Consider the following 26,835-nt stretch of genomic DNA (forward strand, 5'->3'; position numbering starts at 1 on the left):
CTCTACTCGAACCGCTCGCCCCGGTCGACCATGGCCAGCAGGAGCCGGGGCGGGCTGAACCGGTCGCCATAGCGCTCCGCGAGCACCCGTGCGCGGGCGACGAAGCCCGGCAGTCCGCCCTCGTACTGGTTGATGTACTGCAGGACGCCGCCGGTCCAACTCGGGTAGCCGATGCCCAGGATCGAGCCGACGTTGGCGTCGACCACCGAGGCCAGCACGCCCTCTTCGAGGCACCGCACCGACTCGATCGCCTCGATGAAGAGCATCCGCTCCTTGAGGTCGTCGAAGGGCGTGTCGAGGTTCGTTCCGCCGAAACTGTCCGACAGGCCCGGCCACAGCCCGACCCGCCTGCCGTCGCGGTAGTCGTAGAAGCCGGCGCCGCCCGAGCGTCCAGGCCTGCCGTAGTCGTCGATCATCCGGTCGATGACCGCGTCGGCGGCGTGTGGCTGCCAGGTGCCGCCGGCGGCGATCGTCGCCGCGGCCGTCTCCTGCCGGATCCTGCGGGGCAGGGTGAGGGTGAGCTCGTCCATCAGCGCGAGGACCGGTGCGGGGTATCCGGCCTGGCTACTGGCCTGCTCGATGCTGGCCGCCGGGATCCCCTCGGCCAGCATCGCCACGCCCTCGTTGGTGAACGTGCCGATGACCCGGCTGGTGAAGAAGCCGCGGCTGTCGTTGACGACGATGGGAGTCTTGCGTAGCCGACGGACGATGGCCAGAGCCCGCCGCAGCGTGGCCTCGTCGGTCCGCGCGCCGCGAATCACCTCGACCAGCGGCATCTTGTCCACGGGCGAGAAGAAGTGCAGCCCGACGAACTCCTCCGGATTGTCGACGCCCTCGGCGAGCATGGTGATGGGCAGGGTGGACGTGTTGGAGGCGATGAGCGCGCCCGGCGCGGCCTGCTCGATCTCGGCGTACACCTTGTGTTTGAGCGCGGGATCCTCGAAGACCGCCTCGATGGCGAGGTCGACGCCGGCGAGATCGGCGAGTTCCTCGGTCGCCTGGATCCGGGCCAGGACCGCGTCGCGCTCGTCCGGTGTGGACACACCCCGGGCGACGGCCCTGTCGAGCAGGCCCACCGAGTAGGCCTTGCCCCGCAGCGCCCCCTCGACGGTCACGTCCTTGAGTACGACCTGCAGGCCGGCCCGGGCGCACACGTAGGCGATGGCGGCGCCCATCATGCCCGCGCCGATGACCGCCACCCGCCGCACCTGCGGATGGTCCGCACCGATGTCCCGCGAGTTGGCGGTCTGCACGTCGAAGAAGAGCGCTTTGATCATGTTCTTGGAGATCTGGCCGGTGGCGAGCTCCGTGAAGTACCGCCCCTCGACGGTGAAGGCGGTGTCCAGGTCGACCTGCGCGCCTTCGACGGCGGCGGCGAGGATGTTGCGTGGGGCGGGATAGGGCGCACCCTTCAGCTGTTTGCGCAGAGCGGCAGGCATGGCCGGTAGCGCGGCGGCGAGGGTCGGGGTTCCGTCGGGGATCTGGTAACCCTTGCGGTCGTAGGGTTGCGTCGCGTCGGGGTTGGCGGCGATCCAGGCACGGGCAGCGTCCATGAGGCCCGCCTCATCGGCGGCGATCTCGTCGATCAACCCGTGCGCGAGTGCGTCCTGTGGGCGGTGCCGCTGGCCCCGTACCAGCCAGTTGACCAGCGCGTCGGCCACGCCCAGCAGCCGGACGGTGCGCACGACGCCGCCGCAGCCCGGCAGCAGGCCGAGGGTGACCTCGGGAAAGCCGATCTCGATGGCCGGGTCGTCGATCACGATGCGGTGGTGGCAGCCCAGGGCGAGCTCCAGTCCGCCGCCGAGGGCCGATCCGTTGATGGCGGCCACGACCGGACGCCCGAGTGTCTCCAGCCGGCGCAGGGCGTTCTTGAGCAGACGTGCGTCGGCCTCGGCGGACACGGCGTCGGCCGGCGTCAACCGCAGCAGGGCCGCCAGGTCGCCGCCGGCGAAGAACGTCTTCTTCGCCGAGGTGATGATCACGCCAGCGATCCGGTCGCGCTCGGCCTCGAGCCGATCCACGGTCGCCACGAGGCTCGCACTGAACTCGTCGTTCATCACGTTCGCTGAACGCCCCGGGTGGTCGAGGGTGAGCAGGACGACGCCGTCATCGCCGTGCTCCCACCGGATTGTGTTGACCATTCGTGACTCCTCAGATTCGTTCGACGACGGTCGCGATGCCCATGCCACCACCGACGCAGAGCGTGGCGAGCCCGTACCGACCACCGCGGCGCTCCAACTCGTCGACGAGCGTGCCGAGGATCATGGATCCGGTGGCCCCCAGCGGGTGCCCCATCGCGATGGCACCGCCGTTGACGTTGACGATGTCCATGCTCAGGCCCAGGTCGGCGACGAACCGCAATACGACGGCCGCGAACGCCTCGTTCATCTCCACCAGGTCGAGGTCCTCGATGCCGAGGCCTGCCTTGGCCAGCGCCTTGCGGGTGGCCGGAGCCGGGCCGGTGAGCATGATCGTCGGATCGGCACCGCTGAGCGCGGTGGCGACGATGCGTGCCCGCGGGGTCAGGCCGGCGGCCACCCCGGCCGCCTCGCTGCCCACGACCACCAGCGCGGCGCCGTCGACGATGCCGGAGGAGTTGCCCGCCGTGTGGACGTGGTTGATGGCCTCGATCCAGTGGTACTTCTGCAGTGCGACCGCGTCGAAGCCCGCCTTCTCACCGATGCCGGCGAAAGAGGGACGAAGCGCGGCAAGGCCCTCGGCGGTCGAGTCCGGTCGGATGTGCTCGTCGCGATCGAGCACCACCAGCCCGTTTCGGTCCCGCACGGGCACCACGGAGCGGGCGAAGTAGCCGTTGGCCCACGCCTTCGCCGCCCGGGCCTGCGACTGCAGCGCGTAGCCGTCCACCACCTCCCGGTCGTAACCGTCGAGGGTCGCGATCAGGTCCGCGCCGATGCCCTGCGGCACGGAGCCGGTGTTGAAGCTGGTCTCCGGATCCAGCGCCCACGCCCCGCCGTCGGATCCCATCGGCACCCGGGACATCGACTCGACACCGCCCGCGAACACGAGGTCCTCCCAGCCCGAACGCACCTTCTGCGCGGCGATGTTCACCGCCTCCAGACCGGAGGCGCAGAAACGGTTGAGCTGGACGCCGGCCACCGTGTCGGGCAGACCGGCGACGAGGGCAGCCGTCTTGGCGATGTCGGCGCCCTGGTCGCCCAGCGGGGACACCACCCCGAGCACGATGTCGTCGATCAGCGCCGGATCCAGGCCCGGCATGCGCCGCAAGGCCTCCTCGATCAGACCAGCGACAAGCGAAACCGGCTTAACCCCGTACAGCGATCCGTTCGGCTTCCCCCGGCCTCGTGGTGTGCGCAGCGCATCGTAGATGAACGCCTCGGTCGTCATGGCCAAGCTCCTCGTTGCTCATCCAGATGCGAATTCCGCCTAACTTTCGTTGAGCTCGCGGTTACTTGTCAAGGAGTCTCCGCGCACGAAGCGCACTGGCCGGCTTCGGCCTCGCCGACGCACGGCGGACGAGAAGGCCGACGGTCGCCGCGACCTCCTCGCGAGGTGGCGCTAACGTGTAGACGTGCGACCAGCAGCGAGCGGTGTGGGCCCTGTAGCGACGAAGCGGCCGAAAGATCGCAAAGACCGCATCGCGCTCGCTGGCGCCGAACTCTTCTGCGAGCGGGGCTATCACGGGGTGTCCGTCGACGAGATCGCCGCCGTCGTGGGCATCAGCGGCCCGGCGGTGTACCGACACTTCCCGAACAAGTACGCGATCCTCGTCCACGCCACCCGGGACGTCGTCGGCGCCCTACTCGCCGCGACCGCCGAGTCGCACGCGACCACCCCCGAGGGTGTCCTGGACGAACTCCTCGCCGCGCTGGCCGTCGTCGCCGTCAGCAAACGGCGCGTCGCCGGGTTGTACCAGTGGGAGGGCCGCTACCTCACCCCGGAGCACCGGCGGGAGTTCGCCGCGACCCTGGCCACCCTGGTCGGCCGCCTCGCCGGACCCCTGCGCGAGCTACGGTCCGACCTGACTGCCGGGCAGGCCGAGCTGCTGGTCAATGCGGCGCTCAGTGCCTTCGGCAGCGTGTCCACCCACCGCGCGGCGGCAACCGGCACCGAGCAACTGCTCACCCGGGTCGCCTGGACCCTGCTGCGGGCCGACGCGCCCCAGTTGCCGCCGCAGCGGCGCGCGACACCGGGCACCGCGCCGGTGCGTCCGGCGTCGCGCCGCGAACTGCTGCTCGGCGAGGCGATCCGCCTGTTCCACCGCCACGGCTACCACGCCGTCGCCGTCGAGGACATCGGGCGCGCGGCCGGCATGCAGGCCTCCAGCGTCTACCGGTACTTCCCCAGCAAGGCCGACCTGCTCGCGGCCGCCTACTACCGCGCCAGCGACCGCCTCACCGGCGCCACGACTGCGGCGATCGCCGAGGCGAGCGACCCGGCCGACGCCCTGCGCCGGGTCGTACAGGCCTACGTCGCCTATGCGTTCGGCCAGAGCGACCTCGTCGCGGTCTACCTGGCAGAGAACAACAACCTGCCCGACGAGGACCGTCACCAGCTGCGCGGGGCGCAGCGCTCGCACGTCGAGGAGTGGGTGCGACTCGTCGGTACGGTGCGACCGGACCTTCCGGTCGCCGACGCCCGCGTGCTCGTACACGCCGTACTCAACGTCATCACCGACATCGGCCGGCTCGGCCGCTTCGACCGCACCTCCGGCTACGATGCCCAGACGGCCCGTCTCGCCCTCGCGGTGCTGCAGGCCTGACCAGCGGCCAACTGCCCAGGCTTCGCGTCGGCGGCGGTTCACCTTCGGGATCGGTGGGGCGAGACTCAGCGCACCACATGCCATCGGTCGACATTCAGCCGAACGCTTTCCAACAAGTTAACGACGATTTACAGTCCCCGCAGCGCCGCTTCGTTGACCGGGGAGGTGGTGTACGGCACAACCGGCCACCACCCAGGGCGCCGACCGACGTACCGCGAGCGGCTCAGCGTCCCGGCGCCGTGGCCGATCGAGGCCGGTCTGACGCCGCCCTGGCCGTAGCGCGCCACCAGCGGCGCGATGCCAGCGCGGCCAGCCCGGCGCCGGCGGTGTTGAGCAGTACGTCGTCCACGGAGGACACCCGGTCCAGCCGCAGAAGGTACTGCGCGGCCTCGACCAAGACCGAACAGCCCGCCGCGAGCGCCAGGATTCGCGGCACCGACGCCAGCGCCGCGAACCGCAGCGGGGCGAAGAACCCCAGCGCCGCGAATACCAGCAGGTTGCCGACGACCTGGACCGTCGCCGTCAGCGGGTCGGCGGCGAGGATCGTGAACAGATCCCGCAGCGGTACCAGGCTCACCCGACCGGGGACGGCGCCGGCCCGGCCGCCCGGCAACATGATCATCCATACCCACGGCACCGTCCCGTAGACGATGCCGACCTCGGCCAGCGACCTCTGCCACGCCGGCGTGGCAGAGGTGACACTCCGAAGGCGTGCCAGCGCCCAGACCGCCAGCGCGGCCAACGGCAGTGCGGCCACCGTGATGAGGGCCACGCCAGTGAACGTGCCGACCCAACCTTGCCACCCCTGGAGCATGCCGCCTCCGCTTCCATCCGACCGCGAAATCTAGCCCTCATCGGCGTGGCCATGGTCCGCCGCGGCGGACCATGGCCACGCAACCACCTGGGCGGGCGTGAACCCACCCACGGAAACGTCCGGAGATTCCTTCGCCTCGTGTCGGCCAGCCCTGGCCACGCGTCAGCCGCCGCCCGGTGGGTCGACTGGCTGACCGGTGACGGCCTGCGTCTCCCGCTGGAGGATCTCCTGCATGGGCACGTCGTCATAGTTGCTGAGGACGACGCCGACCCAGCCGGTGTCCGGGTAGATGTTCCAGTTGGCGGCGCTGCCGCCGGTGGCGCCGCCGCGCCCGAACATCCACTGACCACCGTTTACGATCTTGACCGGCATCGTGTACCCCATGAACGACGTGGGGCCGCCGCGGCCGGGGAGCTTGGCCCCGGTCAACAACTCGGCGAAGGGCCGGTCCAGCACCGTGCCATCGCGCAGCGCGTGCGCGAACCGGACCAGATCCGGCGCGGTGGCGAAGCCGTCGCCCGAGGCGTGACCGACGAAGCCGCGGCCCGGATTCCTGCCTGGTATCGACGGGCTCGGGCTGCCCTTGTCCAAGTTACGGACGGCGTCCACCCGACTGCCGTCGGCCTGCCGCATGTACGAGTGCGCGATGTGCTCGTCGGTGAGCCACTGCGGCCTGGTGTAGAAGGCCGAACCGGTCATGCCGGAGCGTCCGAAGACGTGCTCGAGCACGTAATCCCAGTACGTCGTGCCGGTCACGGCCTCCACGATCTGCGCGGCGATGGCCAGGCCGGCGCCGCCGCCGGGAGTATGGAGCTGGTTGCCCGAACCGGGGGCGACCAGCAGCGTCGCCTGCCGGGTCCACTGCTCATGGAACGCGTGCACCTCCTCCCTGCTGTTGAAGACGCGTTGCCAGTCCGGCATCGGGGCATCCAGCCCGGAGGTGCTGGTGAGCAGGTGGTGGATGGTCACCTGCTCGGCGATCTCGCTGGCGAAGCCCGTCAGGTGGGTGCCCACGGTGTCCGACAGGCTCACCCTGCCCTGCTGCACCAGCTGCAAGACGGCCACCGCCAGGAACGGCTGACTCGCCGAGGAGAGGTTGACCGCGACGCCCTCATGGTTACGGATCCCCTTCTCCGCGTCGGCCATGCCGTAGCTGCGCGACAACACGGTCCGGCCCCGGTGCGACAGCAACACCACGCCGGAGAACTTGTCCTCGGCGGCCAGCTTCGCCACGTACCGGTCGTAGGCGCCGCCGGGCCGGGCATCCGGCGGGATCCGACGCCCGGACGGCTCGGGCGCGAAGCGTGCGTCGGGGGTGGTTGGGGCCGGGGCGGCCTGGCCGGGTTCAGCGCCCACCAGTGGCGCGCCGGCCGCCACCACACCGACGGCCGCCAACCCGCCCCATCCGACCAGCCGCCGCCGGTCGATGCCACGTACCGAATCCGAATCCATGATCACGGACCTTTCCCAATCGACGAACGGACCGTTGCAGGTCTACCGGCGACCGCCTGTCGGTAACCAATCACCGGGCCATACGCCACCCATATGCGGTACTCGGGATACTGGACGGATGCGGGTGCTGTTGGTCGAGGACGAACAGCCGCTGGCCACGTACATCGCGGCCGGGCTGCGCAAACACGGCAGCGCCGTGGACGTGGCCCACGACGGCCAGCAGGCACTGGACAAATGCGACATCACTCCGTACGACGTGGTGATCTTGGACAGGGACCTTCCGGTGGTGCACGGCGACACCGTGTGCCGGCTGCTGGCGCAGCGCGGGTCCGCCCGAGTGCTGATGCTCACCGCGTCCGGCGCCGTGTCCGACCGGGTGGACGGGCTGACCCTGGGCGCCGACGACTACCTGGGCAAGCCGTTCGCGTTCTCCGAACTGGTCGCCCGGGTGCGTGCGCTGGCCCGGCGCAGCACGCCGGCCCGCCCTCCGGTGCTGCGCGCACAGGATGTCGAACTCGATCCGTCCCGGCGCACAGCCGAACGGGATGGTCGCCTGCTGTCGCTGACCCCGAAGGAGTTCGGGGTACTGGAACGGCTGCTCGCCGCCGACGGCGCTGTGGTGAGCGCCGAGACGCTGCTGGACAAAGTCTGGGACGAGCACGCCGACCCGTTCACCAACGCCGTGCGCATCACCATCAGCACCCTGCGCCGCAAGCTCGGCGATACACCACTGATCGAAACCGTTACCGGCGCCGGATACCGGATCGCCCCATGACCTGGCGACTGACCGCCCGCAGCCGTCTCACGCTGCTGTACACCGGCCTGGTACTGGCCGCAGGATTTCTGCTCACGGCGCTGACGTACGTGCTGCTGTTCCACAGCCTGCGGCTGCATATCGACGAAGCGATGTCCACGCTGCTGACCCGGGCCGCGCCGGTGCTGCTGGTGGTGACCGCGCTGGCCGGGCTGACCGGCTGGCTGGTAGCCGGGCGGATACTGCGCCCCATCCGCACGATCTCCGGGACCGCGAAGCGGCTGTCCGCGGAGAACCTGTCCGAACGGATACCCGTCCGCCAGCCCGCCGACGAACTCGCCGCACTGTCCACCACCATCAACAGCATGCTGGACCGCATCCAGCACGGCATCGCCGAACGCGACCGGGTCCTCAACAGCCAGCGCCTCTTCGTCGCCAACGCCGCGCACGAACTACGCACCCCGCTCACCACCATGCGCACCGCCATCGACGTCACCCTCGACGGCGAACCCGACCGAGCCGCACTCGTCGCGATGGCCGGCGACATCGCCACCGCCGTCGAAACCAGCCAGCGGACCCTCGACGGGCTCCTGGTCCTGGCCCGCAGCCAGGCCGGCCCGCCCCGCCGGACGCCCGTGGATCTGGCCGAGGTCGTCGCCGCGACGGTTGCCGACGCCGCCGACCAGGCAGCCAACAGGGCCGTCACCCTGTGGGCAGACCTGCGGCCGGCGCCGGCCAGCGGCGAGCCGGTGCTGCTGGAGCGGATGGCCGGCAACCTGCTGGAGAACGCGCTGCGCTACAACCACGCCGGTGGTGACGTCACGGTGACCTCCGGCACCGCCAACGGGTACGCGTTCCTGCGGGTCGTCAACACCGGCCCGCCGGTCACGCCGGACGAGGAACGACGGCTGTTCGAACCGTTCGTCCGAGGCGTCGGCAACGGCACCCGCGGGGCCGGGCTCGGCCTGTCCATCGTCCGGGCGGTCGTCACCGCGCACGACGGAGAGATCTCCAGCACCGCCCGGCCGACCGGGGGCATGGACATCGCCGTACACCTACCGCAGGCCCTGGTGGCCCCTAATTCCGGGTGATGCCTCGGCGCCGCCGATGCGGCGTCCTGCCCAGAATGGGTAGGTGGTCGGTGCCGTTGAGCGCGATCTCCTGGCCCCGGCCACCCAACAGGTGAGCGTGCTCCCCCTGCCCGCCGCTCACGGCGAAACGTGGTCCCGCCGTGACTTCGAGGGCCTCCAGGGTGCTGTGATTGACTAGCAGGCATGGCCTTGCGTCCACCCGCGTCCGCTCGAGTGGTCCGGTGACCGGCGGGCCGACCGCGGCCACCCGACCGCGCAACCGCAGGCAGGTCATCGTCGACGCGGCCGGCCAGGTGTTCAGCGAGCGCGGCTACCACGCGGCGTCCATGGAGGAGATCGCCGCCGCCGTGGGTATCAGCGCGGCAGCGCTGTACCGGCACTTCCCGAACAAGTACGCGCTGTTCGCCGAGTGCGCCAACATCATGGTGGACAAGCTCGTCGCGGCTGTCGACGGGTGGCCGCCCGAGGCGGCCCTGAAGGATGTGCTCGTTGCCCTCACCCGGGTCACCGTCTCGCACCGCGCGTCGGGCGGCCTCTACCGGTGGGAGGCCCGCTACCTCGAGCGCGCGGACCGCCGGCTGCTTCGGACGAAGTTCGCGCACGTCGTGGGGCGGGTGACCGAGACGGTACGGCGCGAGCACCCGCTGCCCGACGAGCGCCTGCGGGCCGTGGCGGCCCTCGGTGTGATCGGGTCCGTCACGATGCACCACACCTCGATCGCCCAACGCCGGATCGAGGAACTGTTGTTGGCATCCGCCATGCGCGTGGCGGCAACCGATCCGGCGGCGGCCACGGGCAATGCGCGCCCGGTCGAACTGCCCGTCCAGCCCGTGCCCCGTACCCGGCGCGCCGAGATCCTGGCAGCGGCCATCCCGTTGTTCGCGCGGGACGGGTTCGCCAACGTCACGAACGTGCAGATCGCACAGGCGGTGGGGCTCGCCCCGTCCGCGATCTACCGCCATTACCCCGGCAAGGTCGACATCCTGGTGGCCGCGTGTCTGCAGGCGGCGGGACTGCTGGCCCAGGCCGTGGACCGGAGCCTCCATCAGGCGACCGATCCGCATCAGGCCGTGGTCGCGCTGGCGGCGGCGTACGTGGCCTACTGTTTCGAGCACAACGCGCTCAACAGCGTCGCCGAAGCCGAGATCGTCGGTCTGCCGGCCGACCTGCGGCGTCCCTTGATCCTCGCGCAGCGTGAGCACATCGCCGTCTGGGAGCAGCAGCTACGGACGGTTCGTCCGGAACTGGACCCGCGACAGGCCCGGCTGCTGGTGCACGCGGGGTTCGGCGTGGTGGTCGAGGCCGGGCGCGCCCTGCGATGGCAGGACGCCCCCGGCCACCGGGAGGCGGTCACCGCCCTGGTCACCGGCGCTCTGGCCCTGTGACCACGGCTGCCGGCTCAGGTACCGGGCCGGTTCCCGGTCGGAATGGTGATGGGGGTGTGGGTCGCCGAGGAGCCCTTGCTGAGGAACAGCATCGCCAGGCCACGCACGAACCGATCGAACGTGCTGAAAGTCTCCGGCATGATCGGCGACAGCCCTTCACGGAAGAGGACGTACGCCGGCCAACCGACCTCGATCACGCCCCGTGAGACGTAGTCGCGCGGCAGCCGCAGCCAGTTTCCGATCTTGTCGCTGAGCACGTAACGCGCGAACTCACGTTGGAAGCCCCTGGTGACACCCAGGTCGACCTGGGAGACCAGATTCAACAGGATGTCGGCCAGGTCGACACCCTCCGGCGTGGGAGCGAGCAGTGGCGTCAGTACGTACCGTGACTGCTCGTGCGCGGCAGCCCAGGTCGCGGGGATGAACTCGTCCCGCACGCCCAGCAGGTGCAGCGCGACCTGCCACATGTGCAGGTAGGCCTCCTCTTCCGCGGCCGACATCCGCAGGCCCCAGCCACGCCACTCACGCAGCTTGCCGTGCACGTAGGTGCCCAGGCTGTGGAAGGTGATCAGGATGTCGCCGTTGCTGATCGGAATCGGGTGGTCGGTGGCCGCCAGCCACGCTGGTGACTGTGGCAGCAGGTGCCGCACCGCGGCGTGCGTGAGACGGGTCTTGTGGGAGGTGACCACGAATTTGCCCGTGGGCTTGAAGGCGTCCAGCGCGCTCAGGTCGTAGCCGTACGTGAAGGTCTTGGCCGCACGCGCCTGCATGTCGGCGCCGCCCTCGGACCAGTAGACGTTGCGGGCCTCCCGCGGGATCACCGTACTCATGATTCCGCTACCCAGGCCGTACAGCAGGAACAGGTACATGCTCATGCGCTTGTTGAACTGGGCGGCGCGGTCCAGCTTGACCGGGTCGGCCCACGACGGCAGGGTGTTGACCTCCATGAGGTAGCTGGTGAGTTCGGACGGCAGGCCGCCGGGCAGCGGATCACCGTTGTCGATCCATGACTCGAACGCCTCGTTGACCGCCGGGACCTGGCCGTTGTCGAGCAGTGCGGCGACGAGCGGGTCGGTGTCGTCGTCCCAGACCTCCCATGGATCGGTGACCGTGTCGGTTCCGGCGATCGAGTCTGCGGAGGACCACGCCCACGCCTTGGGAGCATCCGTCGCGGCGACCAGACCCAGCGCGGCACCGAGGGTCAGGATGCTTCTTCTGTTGAGATTCTGCATTCGCACTCCTACCTACCGGTCGGCCGGACATCGCCTTGAACACCGGCTTGCGGCAACGATACGAGCAGGTTTCAAGTCATCCGGTCATGTGATTTTCTATTAACATAGAGGAGCATGACTCGACCGGCAAGGGGCCCTGCAGATTCCCGGATCCGGGGGGCGTCACCCGACCGTGCGGTGGCGCCGCCCCTCAGGCGAAGGTGAGGACGGGCTTGATCGCGGTGCCGTCGCGCATGCCGGCCACGGCGTCGGCGATGTTCTCGAAGGGGAAGGTGACGATGAGGCGGTCCATCGGGAAGAGGCCACGCTGGTGAAGGTCGACCAGTTCGGGGATGGAGCGCGCCGGGTCCACATCGCCCTCGATCACGCCGTGGACACGGATCCCCTTGCTCAGCAGGCTCATGACGTCGAACTCGACTCTGGTGCCGATGCCGACCAGGGCGAGGTCGCCCCGGGGACGCAGGGCGGCGACGGCCTGCCGGAGCATCTCCGGTCGGCTGGTGGTGTCCACGATGTGGTGTGCGCCGCCCCCGGTGAGGTCGCGCACGGCGGTGGCGAGGTCGTCGGCCGTCGGGTCCAGGGCCGCCCTGGCGCCGAGTTCGGTGGCCAGGGCGCGTCGCGAGGCGACCGGTTCGATGACGATGACGGGGTCGCAGCCCAGGACGACCGCGGCCATCCGGGCGCTGAGTCCGACCCCACCGGCACCGATGACGACCAGGGAGTTTCCCGGCTCGGGGCGCAGACGGTTGAACACCGTACCCGCCCCCGTCTGCACACCGCAGCCCAACGGTGCGGCAACGACGGCCGGCAGGTCGGCGGGAACCCGGACGACGTTGCGCTCATGGGCGAGCGCGAACGTGGCGAAGCTGGACTGGCCGAAGAACACGCCGCGTACGGGGACCCCGTCGCGGGACAACGGGGTGGTGCCGTCGCCACGGCCACCGGATGTGTTCAGGGCCTGCTGGGAATGGCAGTAGGCCGGGTAGCCGGCCGCGCACTGCTCACACGAACCGCAACTGTTGAAGGTCAGGCAGACGTGGTCGCCCGGCGCGAGACCGGTCACCTCCGCGCCGACCGCCTCGACCACACCAGCCCCCTCATGGCCGAAGACCATGGGAGTGAGCCGCCGGGGCCAGATCGCCTGCATGCTGAGGTCGGTGTGGCACAGACCGGCCGCGGCGATCCTGACCAGCACCTCGCGCGACCGTGGGGCTTCGAGGTCCACGGCCTGGATGACGAACGGTCCACCCGGAGTGTCGGTGACGGCGGCTCGGATCTGCATGGCCAACTCCTTCGGCGACGGACCTCAGGCGACGCGCTCGAGAACGAAGTAGAAGAAGGGACCGTCGGCGGGGAAGTTCTTGCCGTTCATGATCCCCATGAGCGTGTTCTCGTCGACCCGCTTGAAGTGGTCGAAGACCGGCTGTCCGTCGTAGACCATCGTCGCGGTCGACTCACCGCGGAACTCGACGGTCCACAGGCTGGCCTCGCCCTTGCCGAGCACGGTGTCGGAGTACAGCTCGCCCTTCTCGTTCCGGCAGATCAGCGGCTTGACGTCCGTGAGGGTGACGAAGGTCTTGCCGTACCACCCGACCTGGTCCAGCTGCCCGTTGACGGGATGCCCCGTGTCGAACCCGCCGCCCTTCCACTCACCGAGGATCTCTTCGGGGCGGACCGTGGCCAGAGCGGCCCAGATCTCGTCGAGTTCGGCGGCGGAGACCTGGCCATCCTGTCGGCGCAGCGCGAAGAAGCGGGCTCGGGCCCTGCTCGCGTTCATGATGGCTTCCTCTCGCCGTACGCCGGAGCGTGGGGAGCGACACCGGCCTCCGCCGACAGCATAGACAGCGAACGTCAGGTCGCCGCAAGACCGCGACGCACTCCCGACTGACTGGTCGGTCGACGTTATCAGGACGCGCGTCGGCGGCGAGCCCGACAGACGCACCGTCACCTGGAACCGCAATGATGCAACGGAAGAGGTGAGCAGTCCACAGTCTCCGGTGTCGGACCGTGTTCAACCGACTGGTCGGTAAGGTACCGTGAGAAACCGAACGGTCGGCAGGTTTTCCCCATCGACCGCTGGGCGCCGCGCGGACGACCGGAGCGACCAGGAGGCACAGAGGTGCATGCGAACGCGACACCCGGAGTGGACGCGGAGGACCTGGCGAAGCGGGTGCGAAGCTTCATCGACCATCAGGTGATTCCCGTCGAACGCGAGATCGAGACCAACCCCGAGATCCGCGCGGGGCTTCGTACGGCCGCCCGCGCCGCCGGCGTCTTCGCCCCGTCGGCACCCACCGGGTACGGCGGATTGGGACTGTCGATGCGCGAACAGGTCGACGTTCTCGAGGAGTCCGGCCGGAGTCTGTTCGGCCCGCTCGTCATGAACTGCGCGGCGCCCGACGAGGGCAACATGACCCTCCTGGAACACGTCGCCACGCCTTCCCAACGCGAGCGGTATCTTCGTCCACTGGTCGCCGGCGACACCCGTTCGGCGTTCGCGATGACCGAGCCCGCCCCGGGTGCCGGATCGGACCCCGCGGCGCTCACCACGACGGCCGTGCGTGACGGCGCCGACTGGTTGATCGATGGCCAGAAGCGGTTCATCACCGGTGCCGACGGCGCCGCCTTCTTCATCGTGATGGCACGCACGGGTGCCGACGCCGCGACGATGTTCCTCGTCGACGCCGGCGCTCCCGGTCTGTCGGTCGGCCGGCACATCCCGACCATCGACGCCGGTTTCACCGGCGGGCACTGCGAGGTGGTGTTCGCGCACTGCCGGGTGCCGTCGTCCGCCGTGTTGGGCGAGGTCGACCACGGCTTCGCGAACGCCCAGGTCCGGCTCGGGCCCGCCCGTCTCACCCACTGCATGCGCTGGCTCGGTGTCGCCCGCCGCGCTCATGAGATCATGCTCGGCTACGTCGTCGAGCGTGAGCTGTTCGGTAGCCGGCTCGCCGATCTCGGCCTGGCGCAGCACCTCATCGCCGACAACGAAATCGACATCGCGGCGTCCCGGGCGCTGATCCGCACCGCCGCGGCAACGATCGACCAGCGTGGACGCGCGAACCACGAGACATCGATCGCCAAGACGTTCGTCTCCGAGGCCGTCGGGCGCATCGTCGACCGCTCGGTGCAGTTGTGCGGGGGCAGGGCGTCTCCCACGACCTGCCGCTGGCACGGTTCCTTGCCGAGGTGCGACCGTTCCGCATCTACGACGGCGCGTCCGAGGTGCATCGCTGGGCGGTGGCCCGCCGTGCTGTCCGGCGGTACGAGGCCACCCGGACCGGCGGAGCAACGCATGGCTGACGAGGGCCGCGGCCCGGCGGGCAACGGCCCGCTCCAGGCGGAGGCCGACACCACGACCGGGCCGGGGTCCGCAGACACGGTCGCGGATCCACCGGGCCTGTCGCTCGGCCGGCTGGCGGCCTACCTCGGTCGGCGTCTGCCTGACGCCGATCCGGACGCGCCGTGGCAGGCCGAACTTCTCGCCGGCGGCCGGAGCAACCTCACGTACCGGATCAGCCAGGGCGCCGGATCCTGGGTGCTGCGTCGTCCGCCACTCGGTCATGTGATGCCCAGAGCACACGACATGGCGCGCGAGTACCGCGTCCTGCGCGGCCTCGAACGGACGGCGGTGCCGAGCGCCCGGCCGTACCTGCTCTGCGAGGACCGGTCCGTCGTCGGCGCCCCCTTCCTCGTCATGGAGCACGTCGACGGCGTCGTGCTGTCCTCGGCGGCCGACTGCGTCGGTCTCTCCGCCGGACGCTCGGCGGCGATCGCCGACGTCCTCGTCCGGACGCTGGCGACGCTGCATGACGCCGACCTCACCGGCACCGGCCTGGAGACCTTCGGCCAGCCGGCCGGCTACCTCAGCCGTCAGGCCGCGCTGTGGACCGCGCAATGGGAGCGGACCAAGGTGCGTGACCTGCCGGGGTTCGACCGGCTCGCGCACTGGCTGGCCGCCCGTACGGACGCGTTCGCCGACCGGGCCTGGGCGCTCGTGCATGGCGACTACCGCCTGGACAATCTCATCCTCGCGCCGGACACCGCGCAGGTACGCGCGGTGCTGGACTGGGAGATGGCCACCCGCGGCGATCCGGTGTGCGACGTCGCACTCCTGCTCGTCTACTGGACCGAGCCCGGCGACACACTGCGACGGCACGTTCCGGTGGCCCTCGGCGTGACGGACGGTCCGGGTTTCGGTGATCGCGCAGCCATCCTGCGCGCCTACACCGCCATCCGTCCGGTCGACCCCGACCACCTCGACGTGTGCCTGGTCCTCACCTGCCTCAAGCTCGCGGTCATCATGGAATCGATCTACTTCCGCCATCTCCAGGGCAAGCAGCTGGGATCGGACGCGGCAGACATGGCCGGGGCAGCGGCGGCGCTCGTGGAGATGGGCCTGCGGGTCGCCGACGGGCAGGGCGTCGCGGCGCTGGGTTCGTGAAGAGACCTCCACAGAGCGGAATCCGACAATGACCATGGTCGAGGGACCACTTCAGGGCAAGGTCGCCTGGGTGACGGGCGCCGGGCAAGGCGTGGGAGCGGCGATCGCCGAAGGACTGGCGGAGGCCGGCGCGTCCGTGATCCTCCAGTCGCGCCGGCTGGACACGCTGCGGGCGGTGCGGGACAGGATCGTGGCCAATGGCGGCACGGCGGACATCGTCACCGGTGACGTCGTCGACGAGGCCGCCGCCGAGGCCGTCGTGACGTTGGCCCGGCAGCGGTGGAGCCGCCTCGACATCCTGGTCAACAACGCCGGGATCAGTCCGGCACTGCACCGCAGCGAGCGGCTGAGCACCGCGACCTGGCAGCAGGTGATCAACACGAACCTGTCCGGGGTGTTCATCTGCGCCCGCGCCGCCGGCGCGTTCATGATCGAGCAGGGCACGGGCAGCATCGTCAACATGTCCTCGGTCCACGGCCAGGTCGGCTTTCCCCGACTGGCCGCCTACAGCGCCAGCAAGGGCGGAGTCGAGCAACTCACCCGGACGCTGGCGCTGGAGTGGGCGGCTGCCGGTGTACGCGTGAACGCGGTGGCGCCCGGTTATCTGGAGACGCAGATGACGGAGGGACTGCGCAGCCACGACCAGTGGTCGAAACGGTTGCGCGAGCGAATCCCGATGGGCCGGTTCGGCCTGCCGCGGGAGGTTGTCGGCGCTGTCGCGTTCCTGGCATCGGACGCTGCCAGTTATGTCACCGGCAGCGTCCTGCACGTGGATGGTGGTTGGACCGCGCAATGACGACCGGTGGTCCCCCGACGACGATCTCCGTAGCTCTCGAGCGGCGTGGTGGTGAGGCAGAAGACGGCGCGGCCTAACATGGCACGTCTGGGCCCGGCTCGAGGAGATCACATGGCCGCATCACGATCGGCTCGCAACGCGCCGCGAACGAGGAGGCCACGCAACGCGGATGACCGGCGTGCCGAGATCGTCCTCCGGGCCGCCGAACTGTTCGACGAGGTCGGATATCACCTGACGTCGATGGATGACATCGCCCGTGCGGTGGGCCTCTCCAAGCCGACGCTGTATCACTACTTCACGAGCAAGGACAGCATCCTGCTCGCGATCCACGAGGAGTTCATCTCCATCCTGCTCGGCCGGCAGCGGCAGCGGCTGGAGCAGGACGACCGCGGCACCTCGGACCTGCTGCTCGACGTCATGGTCGACATCTGCGACCTCATGCGCACCCACCGCGGCTACGTCCGGGTGTTCTTCGAGCACCACCGCGAACTGCCCGAGGCTTCACGCGCGAAGGCGCTGGCCGCTCGCGATGCGTATTTCGACTCCGTACGGGGCCTGTTCGAGCGCGGTCGCGCCGAGAGCCTGCTCGCCGGCGACCCGATGCTCAACTCGATGGCGCTGTTCGGCATGTGCAACTGGGCATATCAGTGGTACGACCCCCGCGGGACACTCACGTCGCTGGACGTCGCCCGCCACTTCCACCGGATCCTGCTACAAGGCGTCGAACGGCGCCCGACCTGACCACACAGCCGGTCCGCCGGACGAGCGGCCACGGGAGAGAGGCGCACGCCTGGTGCGACCAAGGATTTCTTGAACGTCCTGCAACACAGGCACAGTGCCTGGCACAAATGCAAAAAGTTGGTGTCCGAGGGGCGATCGATACCACGGCCCCACTGGCCCATCGAACCGACAGTGAGTTGATCATTGTGGCGTCGCAGCCATAGGGATTCATGGCGGAGGGGCAAAACAAACCAAAACCCAACAGGTCCGAGGCTGTCGATCTCGATCCAGTTGATCTAGCGGCTGATCGCGGCGAAGTTTCCGGGTCGGGCCCAGTCTGCCGTGATTCGTGCCGCCCGCTGGGTTCACCTCTTGTAACCCATCGTTGACTTCCCGGCCACGCTGTATCTCGCGCCTGCTATTACCAGCAAGTACCCGGACGCGAGTGCGCTGCTGGGCGCCGAGCCCGCCCGCGGGCGCAGCGACTGGATCCTGCGCGACGGCCTGGTGCTCAGTCTCTCCGATCTGCGCCAACGGCCGCTGAACGTGCTCTGCGCCGGCGACGTCGAACGGCACGAGACCACCGAATGGGCGAACAGCGACGACATCGACGTCAGGAACCGTTTCGCAGACCTGCTGCAGCGCGCGTTCCACGCGTGACCTCGGTGCGCGGCGGGAGGGCAAGGTCCCGGGCCGGCGCGGGCACACCGTGTTCAGCGCGTACCGCTCGGAGAAGGACCCCGGGGCGGTGAGCTTTTATCGGCACGCGGCGATCACAACACGGTTCCGGCGCCTCGACGGCGTCTGGCACATGCAGGTCGGAACCGACTACTGCTTCACCTCAGACGGTCGCAACGAGTACCAGTTCGCCGACACCCTACTCGCAGGCATCAAACGCCTGGACCGCCACCAGGCGGTCGCCGGATGGATGCGCACGTGGGAGACATACCTGACGCAGGCACCGGACCTGTTCGCCCCTGAACATGCGCTGGCGTTCGGCCGGTTCGTATCCTTCGAGGTCGATCGGGGCATCGTCGACAGCCTGTGGGGCCCCGCTCCCGTGCAGCCGCGCGACAACGAACCGGCTAACTCCGCCGCACAGGAGAAGATTGACCAGACGCTTGCCGGTATCGGCGTCGACCTGGACGACCTGTTCGCGCTCGACAACGATGCCGACAGCGACGACGAATCTCCTGCTGCGCCGGTGCCACCGCCAAGGCGGGCCAACCGGAGTCGCCGCGCCGCATCGGACACCAAGGCATCGAGGGGGAAGCGATGATGCGCGCCGTGATCCTCGACGAGCCCGCTCTGGAGTTCGGGGGCGGATCCCGTCACATCGACCCGCGGTTCGGCCTCACCGTCTACGGCCCCGCCGACCTAGGCAATCCGACCGCCCCCGCCGCCATCAGGGTCGGGCTCATCGGCCCAGCGGATCAAGCCGACGGCACCCGACGCTGGTTCGAACGCTGCCGCAGCCCGATCGCCGCCAAGGATGAGCGCTACCCCCCACCTGTTCCCGGCATTCCCCGGCTGCGACACCGACGCTGGCCTCTACACCCAGCTGACTTTCACCGACCGCAACGTCCGCCAGATCACCGCACGGCAGCTCCGTACGCTCGAGGGCCGCACGGGAGCGGATACGGTAGGCGAAGCCGTGGACATCTACGCCAGCGAGATCGCCGCGATGGCTGAGGAACACCGGGTCGATGTGATCGTGGTCGCGCGCCCTGACGAACTGAACGACACCCGGGCCAAGACCCGCCGCTGGTCGGGACGCCGCCGACCCAAGTCCGCTCCGGCCAGCGGCGGACTCGAAAACTTCCACGATCTACTAATGGCACGCACTCTGCACCTCGGTATCCCGCTGCAGATCATCCGCCGTAGCACCTGGGACGAGGCGACCCCACCCCCCAAAGGCCGAGGACGCCAGGACGAGGCGACCCGGGCCTGGAACCTGCACATCGCGATGTACTACAAAGCCGGTGGTGTGCCATGGCGGCTGCAGCGCATCGCGACCGACTACACCACCTGCTACGTCGGTGTCTCGTTCTACCGTGCCGGCGACGGCACTCGCCTCGACACCGCGGTCGCGCACGTGTTCAACGAACGCGGCGACGGTGTGATCGTCCGCGGCGGCCAAGCGCACATCAGCGCCGAGGACAACCAGCCGCACCTTGCCGCCGCCGACGCCCACGACCTCCTTCAACGAGCCCTGAAGACCTACCGCGCCGAACACAAGACGCTCCCGGCCCGGGTGGCCATCCACAAATCATCCCGTTTCACGGCCGACGAGGTCGACGGCTTCGACGGAGCTGCCAGCGTTCGCGATCTGGGCACCCTCGATCTCATCTGGTTGACCGACAGCGAAGACGCCCAACTGTTCCGGCCCGGCGCTGCCCCACCGCTCCGCGGTACGTTCCTCACCCTCGGTACCCACGAGCACGCGCTCTACACGAAAGGCAGCATCGAGTTCTACTCCACATACCCGGGAATGCACGTACCCCGACCGCTCGGAATACGACCAGCGTCACTAGCTAGTAACCCGCGCGACCTTGCCCTGGAGCTACTGGCCCTCAGCAAGATGAACTGGAATCAGGACCAGCTTGACGGCCGCCTACCGATCACCCTGCGGACAGCCGAGCAGGTCAAAAAAGATCCTCCGGTTCAGAGCGCCGTCAGATCCGATCGCCAGTCGCTACGCCCAGTACATGTGAGTACCCCGGCTGGGTGGGCTTCTCTCCTGGGTGTGGAACCCTTTGGACCTACTCTACTTTCTGGTTGACCTTGCCTTTAGCGCGTCTGCGCGGGCGGCGCGACCTCTCGCCCAGTCAGCAAAGTTGGATCCGTTGCCTTTGAACTCGGCAATCAGCCCATCCAGTTCCTGACTTGTCCCGTCATCTACAAGCATCACCATCATAGCAACATCTGGCGATTGCGGTGCGGGCAACTTATCACCCGACCGGAGGCGCTGCTTACACACCTCTCTATCAAGCCACGGAAGAAATTCATGCACTGTCGACAGCAGCTGAGCAGTCAGGCCTGGCCCATATCGATCGGAAAGATGCGACGGACCAATAGTCCAACACTGCGGATCGACATCGTCCAGCCCGGATTCCGCACCGCCGGAGTACATTAGTGCGTGAAGCGCGTTCGCCGCTTCATGTAACGGCGGACCCTGAACCCTTGATACGCGGGCACGCAAAAGCGCTTCAGTTACCTTCGGGTCTTGCAACTGGGCTGGTTCATCCATCTCCCTGATCCAAGCAACCCAGGGAGCATAGACTAGACCCACGTTGACAAAAAACTTGCACGCATCCTTGCCTGACGACCTGGATGTCTGAAACTCAACAATTAATGAGTCGCCGACGCCTGACGAGAGACGATAACTCATTCCTTCACGAACAAACCCATATGGCTCCAGCGCGGGCTCGATATATCGGGCATGCAGGTTCCGCATCTCAGCACGAGCATTCACCGACACTGATTCTCACCCTATCCACAATAGCCCGATGCCTCTAATGATTCACTTGGACTAACCCGCCGTTGCCCAAGCAAGCCCTGCGCCGAGCCCTGCGCCGACTGCCGCGCCGGGCGCAGCTGCGGCTGCACCGACCACTATACCTGGCAACAGGGCGACTGCTGCCATCGCGACAGGGTAGACCCACCAGGGCTGCGCGATCGGCTTCAAGTCGGCACCGTATGGCACTCCAGGCGCCAAAGGTGTGGGAAAGGGCGTCGGGGTTGTATTGCCAGGGGGAATACGTATCGGTTCATCTGCTGTGTGAGTTCGGGGTGCGGGGCCATGCACGGGGACAGGGACGGGGACCCTGTCGGGCACTGGGACGACGTAGGGCTTTGGCGGCGGACCAGGGGCCGTCGACACATCGTAAAGGATCGACCCAGCCGCACCTCCATTATATACACGAAGATATTCGCCAGGATGCGGACTTTTGATAACAATGCCGCCAGGTGGAAGCGCAAGCTGAAAACCTGGCCGCACAGTCATTCCCGGAAAATGCTTCTCCAGGTGTGGCCGATACTTCTTAATGTCGCCGACCGCGTCAGCGTCACCCAAGGTACCTTTCTTCACTTCCCAGATATAAACAACACCGCTCTTCTCGTCAACATAGACAATGTCCGGAGCACCCACTTTCCCGGTCCCCTTTTTTGAACCACCTGCGAGGCTGTATTCTCGGTAGACGTTACCTGGGTTCCCTCCCGCGAGCTTCACCTGGACCTGAATCCAAATGGCCGCGACTCTTGCCGCCTCATGATGCCGCCTTGTGTGGTCTTGGGCGTGCCTCTTGAAGTATTCGTCGCGCGTTAGCCTCGGAACCATGTCGTCGGTTGGACGCAGACCATCTGGATCACTAAGCGTTACTGGGCTGTTTTTTGAGTATGCGTACGGATTGATTTGCTGTGGATCACGGTTATCAATAATGGGATCCACAGAGAGGAACCGACCTAGTGACGGATCGTATTCACGTGCACCCAGATGCGTCAGCCCAGTGTTGTCGACCGTGCCGCCTACGAAGCCTTTATCGAGGGTGGCCGGCCAGGTGCCGGTTGCGGCACGGGTGGTGCCATAGGGTGTCTGCCGACGACCGGCTATCGCCTGGTTGCTGGCGCCACCAATGGTATGACTCACGGTTCCGTGACGGTCGCTCGACAACCAGGTCAAGCTTCCGGCGGTCCTGGTGGCAATCATGGCGCCATTGTGTGAGTAGTAGCGGATCGTGGTCTTACTGCCGGTTGCCGTCGTGTACCGCAGTTCTTGGCCGGGTAGGTATAGCGTCTTACCGGATGGATCTCGCCGCACCAGCCGGCTGCCAGTGGTGTCGTAGACGTAGCTGGTGTTGCCGCTAGCGTCTGCGACGCCGTCTAATTGACCTTCGCCGTTCCAGGCCAGAGTCTGGTTGCCCAAACCGCTCTGACAATCGTTCGTGACCGCGGAGGGCCTGCAGGTGGTGTTCCCATTTGCGTCGTATTCATAGTTCTGGGTTCCGGTCGTACCGCCGTTGATCGTGACCTGGGTAAGAGTGTGCGGTTGAGGATCACCGGGGTCTGGGTATGAATACGTGCGGGTAATATTGGTGGTGCCGTGTTCGACCTGCTGCGTGCGGTTGCCCGCGCGATCAAATGCCCAAGTGTGCCAGTAGGGGGCGGGTCCGCCGAGGTTTGCGACGGACTTTTCGGAACGACAGTCTCCGGATAGTGGCGTCCATGCCTCGGTAAGCCTACGCAGGTGGTCGTAGCTGAAGCATTGGGCATCATCAGGATTGGGAGTCAGGTCGGCTATGCGCGTAACATTCCCGGCGCGGTCGTAGGAATAGTTCAGGTCGGCAACACCGGATGGACTGGTTGCTCGAGCGGTGGTTTGTCGCTCGAGGCGTCGCGTGCCGACCTCGTAGTATGCTGCCTGCTCCACACCGGGGCCACCGCTGTAGGCCAGTCCGGTGAGCGTGGGTTCGCCATAGCGAGTGTAGGTTGTACCGATGACGTAGCGGGTCGCGGTGCCGCCGTAATTGGTCTCGAGGGTCTCTGGCAACGCAATGTGGTTGTACCGATACGAGAGCATCTCGGCTGCCGTACCACCAGCGCCGTCGAGGTCGGGCAGGCGTGTTGTGGATGGAGATCCATCACTCCAGTAGGTGAATGCGTAATTGTAGGTTCCCGCGAGGCCAACTTCCGCCGCCGGGATAGTTATACTGTTTCCCGTCGGCGTGTAGTCGGTATTGAAGCCTTGAATTTCGGCGACATAAGCATCGGGCGTACCGTCGTTGTCAGGGTCGGCGTATCGAACCGATTTGATGAGTTGACCCTTTACTTCGCCGCCGACTGTAAGTGCGTCATAGAACCACTCAGATCGCTTGGGGCCGATCGCACTCCCCTCACGGAGGCTCACTTTTCGCCCGATGGCATCGTATCCATAAACCAAAGTCTGCTGGTTCGCGTCGGTCGTGCTGACCAGTTCGCCTGCGTCATTGTAGGTCGAGGTTGTAACACCCTTGTCGGGATCGAGGCTCTGGGTTCGTCGGCCGCGCAGGTCGAACGACTGCGTCCAAATGTTGCCCGCAGCATCAACGAACTCGACGAGTTGGTCCTTGCGGTTGTATATGTATGTGGTTTCGTCCCAACTCCCCACTACCGTCGGAGTGGGGGCACTACCATGATACTGATACATTTTGATACTGTTGCCACGGGCATCGGTGACCGTCGAATTGGCAGTACCACCGAGAGGTGGAGTGATATCAGTGCGGTCACCGCCATATGCGGTTACGGTTCGCCACTGCTCGATCCCCATCGAGGTGAATATCGAGTTAGTGAGTCGTCCCGCACCGTCATACAGGCTCAAGGTTATAGCGGGGACCGTGGTTTCGGATACAGGGGCACGGAGCGTGACACTCGGCGCCATGGCGATGATGTACGGACCACGCTGTTTGAATTGCCGACCGGCCGAGTCGTATAGCGTATCCGTTACGATGGCGCCACCGGAGGTGGTCCCCTCTGCACTTTGGGTTTGCCGCGGGCGCAGCATCGCATCGTGAAGTTCGATTGCCGTTTTGTATGACCCGCTTGGAAGCAAGGTAGACGTGGTTACGGTACTGGCGGCCGTATCAGTAATTACGTATGAGTGAGTGATATTGGCCGACTGGGTTGCTTTGCTTCGACCCGGTCGCCATACGGCCGTAAGCCGACCCATGCCATCGTAGGTGTATTCGGTTATGCGACCGTTGGGATCCTCAGTCCTAACTGGCTGACCACTTGCAGGATCATGACCGGTGGTTGTCACCCAACCAAGGGGATTGGTGACCGCACTGGAGATCAGCTGGCCTGCGGAGTTGTGGGTATAGGTGGTAGTCGTAACATTGTTCTTGACGTCAGTTGCCTCGGATAGTCGACCCCACTCATCGTATTGCATCGTTTCGATTACCAGATAGCTTGGGGTTCCTGGGTTTCCTGTACCGGGACCGGGAACCCAGCTCTTCAGTACCTCGACCTTAGTAACGTTGCCTTCTGACGGAGCTGTGCTATGGATCGCGGCTCCATCGTAATAGGTTCGGACGTCACCGACGATGTCGTCGACGGTAAGCGTTACACCGCCAGTCGCGGTCGCGCAATCGGTCGCGAACTGCTGTATCCGATTCGGATACGCGAGCAGCCAGTCTGTGGTGTTGCGGGGTTCGTAGGTAGTGACTTCGCACTTCTCGTCGTTCTCAAGTGCGAGGTCACCGAGATTCTCGACACGGTCAGCCATGCCGTAGGCACCGAATGTCGTATAAGTACCTGTTACACGCTGGCCGCGATTATTGTCGAGCGCGGTTCTGTTCCAGGTCCTGGTTATGCCGCTGTAGCGGGCGGTGACTTGGCTATTGCCGATGGTTCTGGTGGCAGTCGCTGTCGACCGCCACGGCTGCGAGACCGAGGCCGACACTTCGTTCGGCCCATCAAATGTCACCGTTTCGCGGACCATTCCGGCATAGTGGTCTTCATCAAGTACGGCGGGCGCATCGCTTGGGTCGTGTGTATCCCCGTCCATGTTGTTGTCGACCGCGGGCAGGGTGACGGCACGGGTCCCGCTTGGCAGGATGTCCCCGTTCATACCGCGGAAGTAGTGCGTGTTAGTGATCTGCTGGACATCCGGGGTACTGCCGAGTGTGGTTCGGACGGTTGCGTAGCCGCGCCACCCAGACCAGGTTTTGTCCTCGTCTTCGATCAGACCGTCATCATCTGTGTACCGCCACGCGCCTCCGCCGATGTAGTCGTAAGAGGTGGCGACGGGCGGACTTGCGCCGGTGGGGTCAGAATGGGTGACCGTGTCAACGACGTACTTGTGGAACCAGTCCTCGATGGGTGCAGTTCGCCCTGGCGGGATCCACTTGACGGGATAGCACCGTTGACTGTTGGCATGCGCCTGCGCCGGCAGATTACTTGGGGCAGCGCAGTCGACCGGTTTGTACGTGACGTTAATATAGGATCCGGTTTCGGTTTTGATGCTGGCAATGCGCCACCAGTTCATTGCCGGCGACCAATCACCCTGAGCGGAGTCGACTCGGTTGGGCTTCTGGATTCTTTCAAAGACGATGTCAGGCACAGTAGTACTGGTCAAGCCAGACTTGCCGGCCTGAGATATCCGATCCAGCCAGAGCCCTGCGCGGGTTCCATCCTCGGGGTCAGGAAAGGAGTGAGTTAGATTCCACCATCTGACATCGCGATAGGTGGTACCGGATTCTAGGATCTGAGTAGTGATCTTCTCGAGCCGTTTTGACGTCCAGAAGGTTGGCGAGCCGTTAAGGCAAGGTGCGCCGGTGCACTCCTGGTCCCAAGGTGTGTCTGGCCAGTTGGTACCTTCGGAGTCGCGAGTGCCGCACGATGAGGTAACGCACCGATTGGCGACAGTGAACTCGACGCGGAGCGGCGCGGCGCCGCTGACACCAGTGCGTGTTCCGTACTCTATCCGCTGCAAATGGCCGCCTCGAGTGTAAGCGGCGGGACTCGCGCTCGACAGATTCTTCGCGTATCTGTTGGACTCTTCAACCCAACTGAAAGTCATTGAGTTGCCGTTTCGGTCAACGACCTTGTCAAGCATCCAGCGCCATGCCTGCACACAATCCGAGGTAGCGAACGTGGCACCGTGACATGGCTCGTTGGCGTGATTACCAAATACCGGTACGGTCCAGGTGGCGGGACCGGTTGATCCGAAGAAGTAGCGAGTGCCGTCCGGGGTAGTTGCGACCCACGACTCCCCGTTGTCGTCTCCGTTTCCGTTCACGGTAACTTTTCGGACTCGGGTTGCGTCATCGCTACGGGCTCGCCACTCAGTGCCCGACATGAACAACAGTTCCTTAGAGGATCCGTTGAGCGTCATGGTGGCGTTGTCGCGAACCCAGCACAGGTCTCCGGTTTCGGCGTTGTTGTTGCCGCCGGACATGTCATCCTTGCAGGGCTTGTAGCGTCGCTCGATGAACCCGGGCGACCACTCAAACCCTTCACCAATCCAGGATGGCTGATTGTTTGATGCAGCCATTCGCCCATCCACGGACTGGGAGGAGTAGTTGAGGGAGATTTTTGGGGTCGGCCCATGAATTGACGGAGGAACCTCAATCGGATAGGACCACGAAAAGTTGCCGGAGTTCCCGCCAGCGGACCAGGTTGATGAAGGCTGCAAGGACGTGGCCGCATAATCGCCAGCGCCGCTCGATGGCGCCGAAGTGAGGGCAACCAGCATCCCGCGGGAGCTGTTGCTCTCTCTGGCGTTGCGTGCCGCTTCGGGCTGGGCAGGGTCGCTGTCGGTGGGCAGAAGGTCAAGGTCGGCAGACACGGTAAATGCATCTGTGTTGTTTACTGTCGGTAATGACGTGAAGCCACAGGCCCGGGGTGTGGAGGAAGCAAGTCCACACTCGGC

At 66.7% G+C, this 26,835-nt stretch carries 19 protein-coding genes; 10 read left to right on the forward strand and 9 right to left on the reverse strand.

Translation table 11 applies throughout. The features are described from left to right. Positions 1-2: 2 nt before the first annotated feature. Both Prubr_RS36315 and Prubr_RS36320 read right to left on the reverse strand, forming a co-directional pair. Positions 3-2,141 carry a 3-hydroxyacyl-CoA dehydrogenase NAD-binding domain-containing protein gene (locus Prubr_RS36315; RefSeq protein WP_212820249.1) on the reverse strand — a complete coding sequence of 713 codons (2,139 nt, stop codon included), beginning with the start codon at positions 2,139-2,141 and terminating at the stop codon, positions 3-5. A gap of 10 nt (positions 2,142-2,151) precedes the next feature. Continuing rightward, on the reverse strand, positions 2,152-3,366 hold the full coding sequence (locus tag Prubr_RS36320) for an acetyl-CoA C-acetyltransferase (protein WP_212820252.1): 1,215 nt from the start codon (positions 3,364-3,366) through the stop codon (positions 2,152-2,154). A gap of 184 nt (positions 3,367-3,550) precedes the next feature. Between Prubr_RS36320 and Prubr_RS36325 the strand changes: the two genes are divergently transcribed. Then, positions 3,551-4,741, forward strand: coding sequence for a TetR/AcrR family transcriptional regulator (locus Prubr_RS36325; RefSeq protein WP_212820253.1), 1,191 nt, complete (start codon positions 3,551-3,553; stop codon positions 4,739-4,741). A 223-nt stretch (positions 4,742-4,964) separates the two neighbouring features. On the opposite strand, the gene Prubr_RS36330 is transcribed toward Prubr_RS36325, so the two are convergent. Both Prubr_RS36330 and Prubr_RS36335 read right to left on the reverse strand, forming a co-directional pair. Beyond that, positions 4,965-5,513, reverse strand: coding sequence for a VanZ family protein (locus Prubr_RS36330; protein ID WP_246568156.1), 549 nt, complete (start codon positions 5,511-5,513; stop codon positions 4,965-4,967). Between the two features lie 204 nt (positions 5,514-5,717). Continuing rightward, positions 5,718-7,007, reverse strand: a complete 1,290-nt coding sequence (locus Prubr_RS36335; RefSeq protein WP_212820257.1) for a serine hydrolase domain-containing protein — start codon at positions 7,005-7,007, stop codon at positions 5,718-5,720. Between the two features lie 118 nt (positions 7,008-7,125). Between Prubr_RS36335 and Prubr_RS36340 the strand changes: the two genes are divergently transcribed. From Prubr_RS36340 to Prubr_RS36350, 3 genes are all read left to right on the forward strand, one after another. Next, on the forward strand, positions 7,126-7,782 hold the full coding sequence (locus Prubr_RS36340; RefSeq protein WP_212820259.1) for a response regulator transcription factor: 657 nt from the start codon (positions 7,126-7,128) through the stop codon (positions 7,780-7,782). Then, positions 7,779-8,852: a sensor histidine kinase gene (locus Prubr_RS36345; protein WP_212820262.1), complete on the forward strand. Its 1,074-nt coding sequence runs from the start codon at positions 7,779-7,781 to the stop codon at positions 8,850-8,852. Before Prubr_RS36340 ends, Prubr_RS36345 begins: the two co-directional genes overlap by 4 nt. 221 nt (positions 8,853-9,073) lie before the next feature. Continuing rightward, on the forward strand, positions 9,074-10,237 hold the full coding sequence (locus Prubr_RS36350; protein ID WP_212820264.1) for a TetR/AcrR family transcriptional regulator: 1,164 nt from the start codon (positions 9,074-9,076) through the stop codon (positions 10,235-10,237). 14 nt (positions 10,238-10,251) lie between these two features. Here Prubr_RS36350 and Prubr_RS36355 read toward each other — a convergent pair whose 3' ends face one another. The 3 genes from Prubr_RS36355 to Prubr_RS36365 all read right to left on the reverse strand — a co-directional run bounded on the left by Prubr_RS36355 (position 10,252) and on the right by Prubr_RS36365 (position 13,246). Beyond that, entirely contained in the window at positions 10,252-11,469 is a 1,218-nt protein-coding gene (locus Prubr_RS36355; protein WP_212820266.1) for an oxygenase MpaB family protein, read from the reverse strand. Between the two features lie 190 nt (positions 11,470-11,659). Further along, positions 11,660-12,751, reverse strand: coding sequence for an NAD(P)-dependent alcohol dehydrogenase (locus tag Prubr_RS36360; RefSeq protein ID WP_212820268.1), 1,092 nt, complete (start codon positions 12,749-12,751; stop codon positions 11,660-11,662). A 24-nt stretch (positions 12,752-12,775) separates the two neighbouring features. Continuing rightward, positions 12,776-13,246 carry a DUF4334 domain-containing protein gene (locus Prubr_RS36365; protein WP_212820270.1) on the reverse strand — a complete coding sequence of 157 codons (471 nt, stop codon included), beginning with the start codon at positions 13,244-13,246 and terminating at the stop codon, positions 12,776-12,778. Positions 13,247-13,588: 342 nt separating this feature from the next. On the opposite strand from Prubr_RS36365, the gene Prubr_RS36370 reads away from it, so the two are divergent. From Prubr_RS36370 to Prubr_RS36395, 6 genes are all read left to right on the forward strand, one after another. After that, on the forward strand, positions 13,589-15,913 hold the full coding sequence (locus Prubr_RS36370; RefSeq protein ID WP_212820272.1) for a phosphotransferase: 2,325 nt from the start codon (positions 13,589-13,591) through the stop codon (positions 15,911-15,913). Positions 15,914-15,941: 28 nt separating this feature from the next. Then, entirely contained in the window at positions 15,942-16,709 is a 768-nt protein-coding gene (locus Prubr_RS36375) for an SDR family NAD(P)-dependent oxidoreductase (RefSeq protein WP_212820274.1), read from the forward strand. Positions 16,710-16,820: 111 nt separating this feature from the next. Further along, a complete protein-coding gene (locus Prubr_RS36380; protein WP_212820275.1) occupies positions 16,821-17,450 on the forward strand; it encodes a TetR/AcrR family transcriptional regulator in 630 nt (209 codons plus the stop codon). Between the two features lie 486 nt (positions 17,451-17,936). After that, entirely contained in the window at positions 17,937-18,089 is a 153-nt protein-coding gene (locus Prubr_RS36385; protein WP_212820277.1) for a hypothetical protein, read from the forward strand. A gap of 88 nt (positions 18,090-18,177) precedes the next feature. Next, complete coding sequence (locus Prubr_RS36390) at positions 18,178-18,708, forward strand: hypothetical protein (protein WP_212820279.1); 531 nt, start codon at positions 18,178-18,180, stop codon at positions 18,706-18,708. Between the two features lie 213 nt (positions 18,709-18,921). Next, positions 18,922-20,211 (forward strand): argonaute/piwi family protein, encoded by a 1,290-nt coding sequence (locus Prubr_RS36395; protein WP_212820281.1) that lies wholly within the window; start codon positions 18,922-18,924, stop codon positions 20,209-20,211. Here Prubr_RS36395 and Prubr_RS36400 read toward each other — a convergent pair. Together Prubr_RS36400 and Prubr_RS36405 are read right to left on the reverse strand one after the other, a co-directional pair. Then, positions 20,197-20,910 carry a DUF4304 domain-containing protein gene (locus Prubr_RS36400; RefSeq protein ID WP_212820283.1) on the reverse strand — a complete coding sequence of 238 codons (714 nt, stop codon included), beginning with the start codon at positions 20,908-20,910 and terminating at the stop codon, positions 20,197-20,199. The two genes, Prubr_RS36395 and Prubr_RS36400, sit on opposite strands and share 15 nt — an antisense overlap. Before the next feature lie 51 nt (positions 20,911-20,961). Then, entirely contained in the window at positions 20,962-26,751 is a 5,790-nt protein-coding gene (locus Prubr_RS36405) for an RHS repeat domain-containing protein (protein WP_212820285.1), read from the reverse strand. Between the last annotated feature and the right edge of the window lie 84 nt (positions 26,752-26,835).

The sequence above is a fragment of the Polymorphospora rubra genome, from assembly GCF_018324255.1.
In the GTDB taxonomy this organism is placed as follows: domain Bacteria; phylum Actinomycetota; class Actinomycetes; order Mycobacteriales; family Micromonosporaceae; genus Polymorphospora; species Polymorphospora rubra.

Excerpts from the sequence above, each read along its gene's own strand:
- Prubr_RS36380 (WP_212820275.1), top strand. The coding sequence starts at position 16,821 with ATGGCCGCATCACGATCGGCTCGCAACGCGCCGCGAACGAGGAGGCCA.
- Prubr_RS36335 (WP_212820257.1), bottom strand. The coding sequence starts at position 7,007 with ATGGATTCGGATTCGGTACGTGGCATCGACCGGCGGCGGCTGGTCGGA.
- Prubr_RS36375 (WP_212820274.1), top strand. The coding sequence starts at position 15,942 with ATGACCATGGTCGAGGGACCACTTCAGGGCAAGGTCGCCTGGGTGACG.
- Prubr_RS36395 (WP_212820281.1), top strand. The coding sequence starts at position 18,922 with ATGAGCGCTACCCCCCACCTGTTCCCGGCATTCCCCGGCTGCGACACC.
- Prubr_RS36355 (WP_212820266.1), bottom strand. The coding sequence starts at position 11,469 with ATGCAGAATCTCAACAGAAGAAGCATCCTGACCCTCGGTGCCGCGCTG.
- Prubr_RS36360 (WP_212820268.1), bottom strand. The coding sequence starts at position 12,751 with ATGCAGATCCGAGCCGCCGTCACCGACACTCCGGGTGGACCGTTCGTC.
- Prubr_RS36315 (WP_212820249.1), bottom strand. The coding sequence starts at position 2,141 with ATGGTCAACACAATCCGGTGGGAGCACGGCGATGACGGCGTCGTCCTG.
- Prubr_RS36320 (WP_212820252.1), bottom strand. The coding sequence starts at position 3,366 with ATGACGACCGAGGCGTTCATCTACGATGCGCTGCGCACACCACGAGGC.
- Prubr_RS36340 (WP_212820259.1), top strand. The coding sequence starts at position 7,126 with ATGCGGGTGCTGTTGGTCGAGGACGAACAGCCGCTGGCCACGTACATC.
- Prubr_RS36345 (WP_212820262.1), top strand. The coding sequence starts at position 7,779 with ATGACCTGGCGACTGACCGCCCGCAGCCGTCTCACGCTGCTGTACACC.
- Prubr_RS36365 (WP_212820270.1), bottom strand. The coding sequence starts at position 13,246 with ATGAACGCGAGCAGGGCCCGAGCCCGCTTCTTCGCGCTGCGCCGACAG.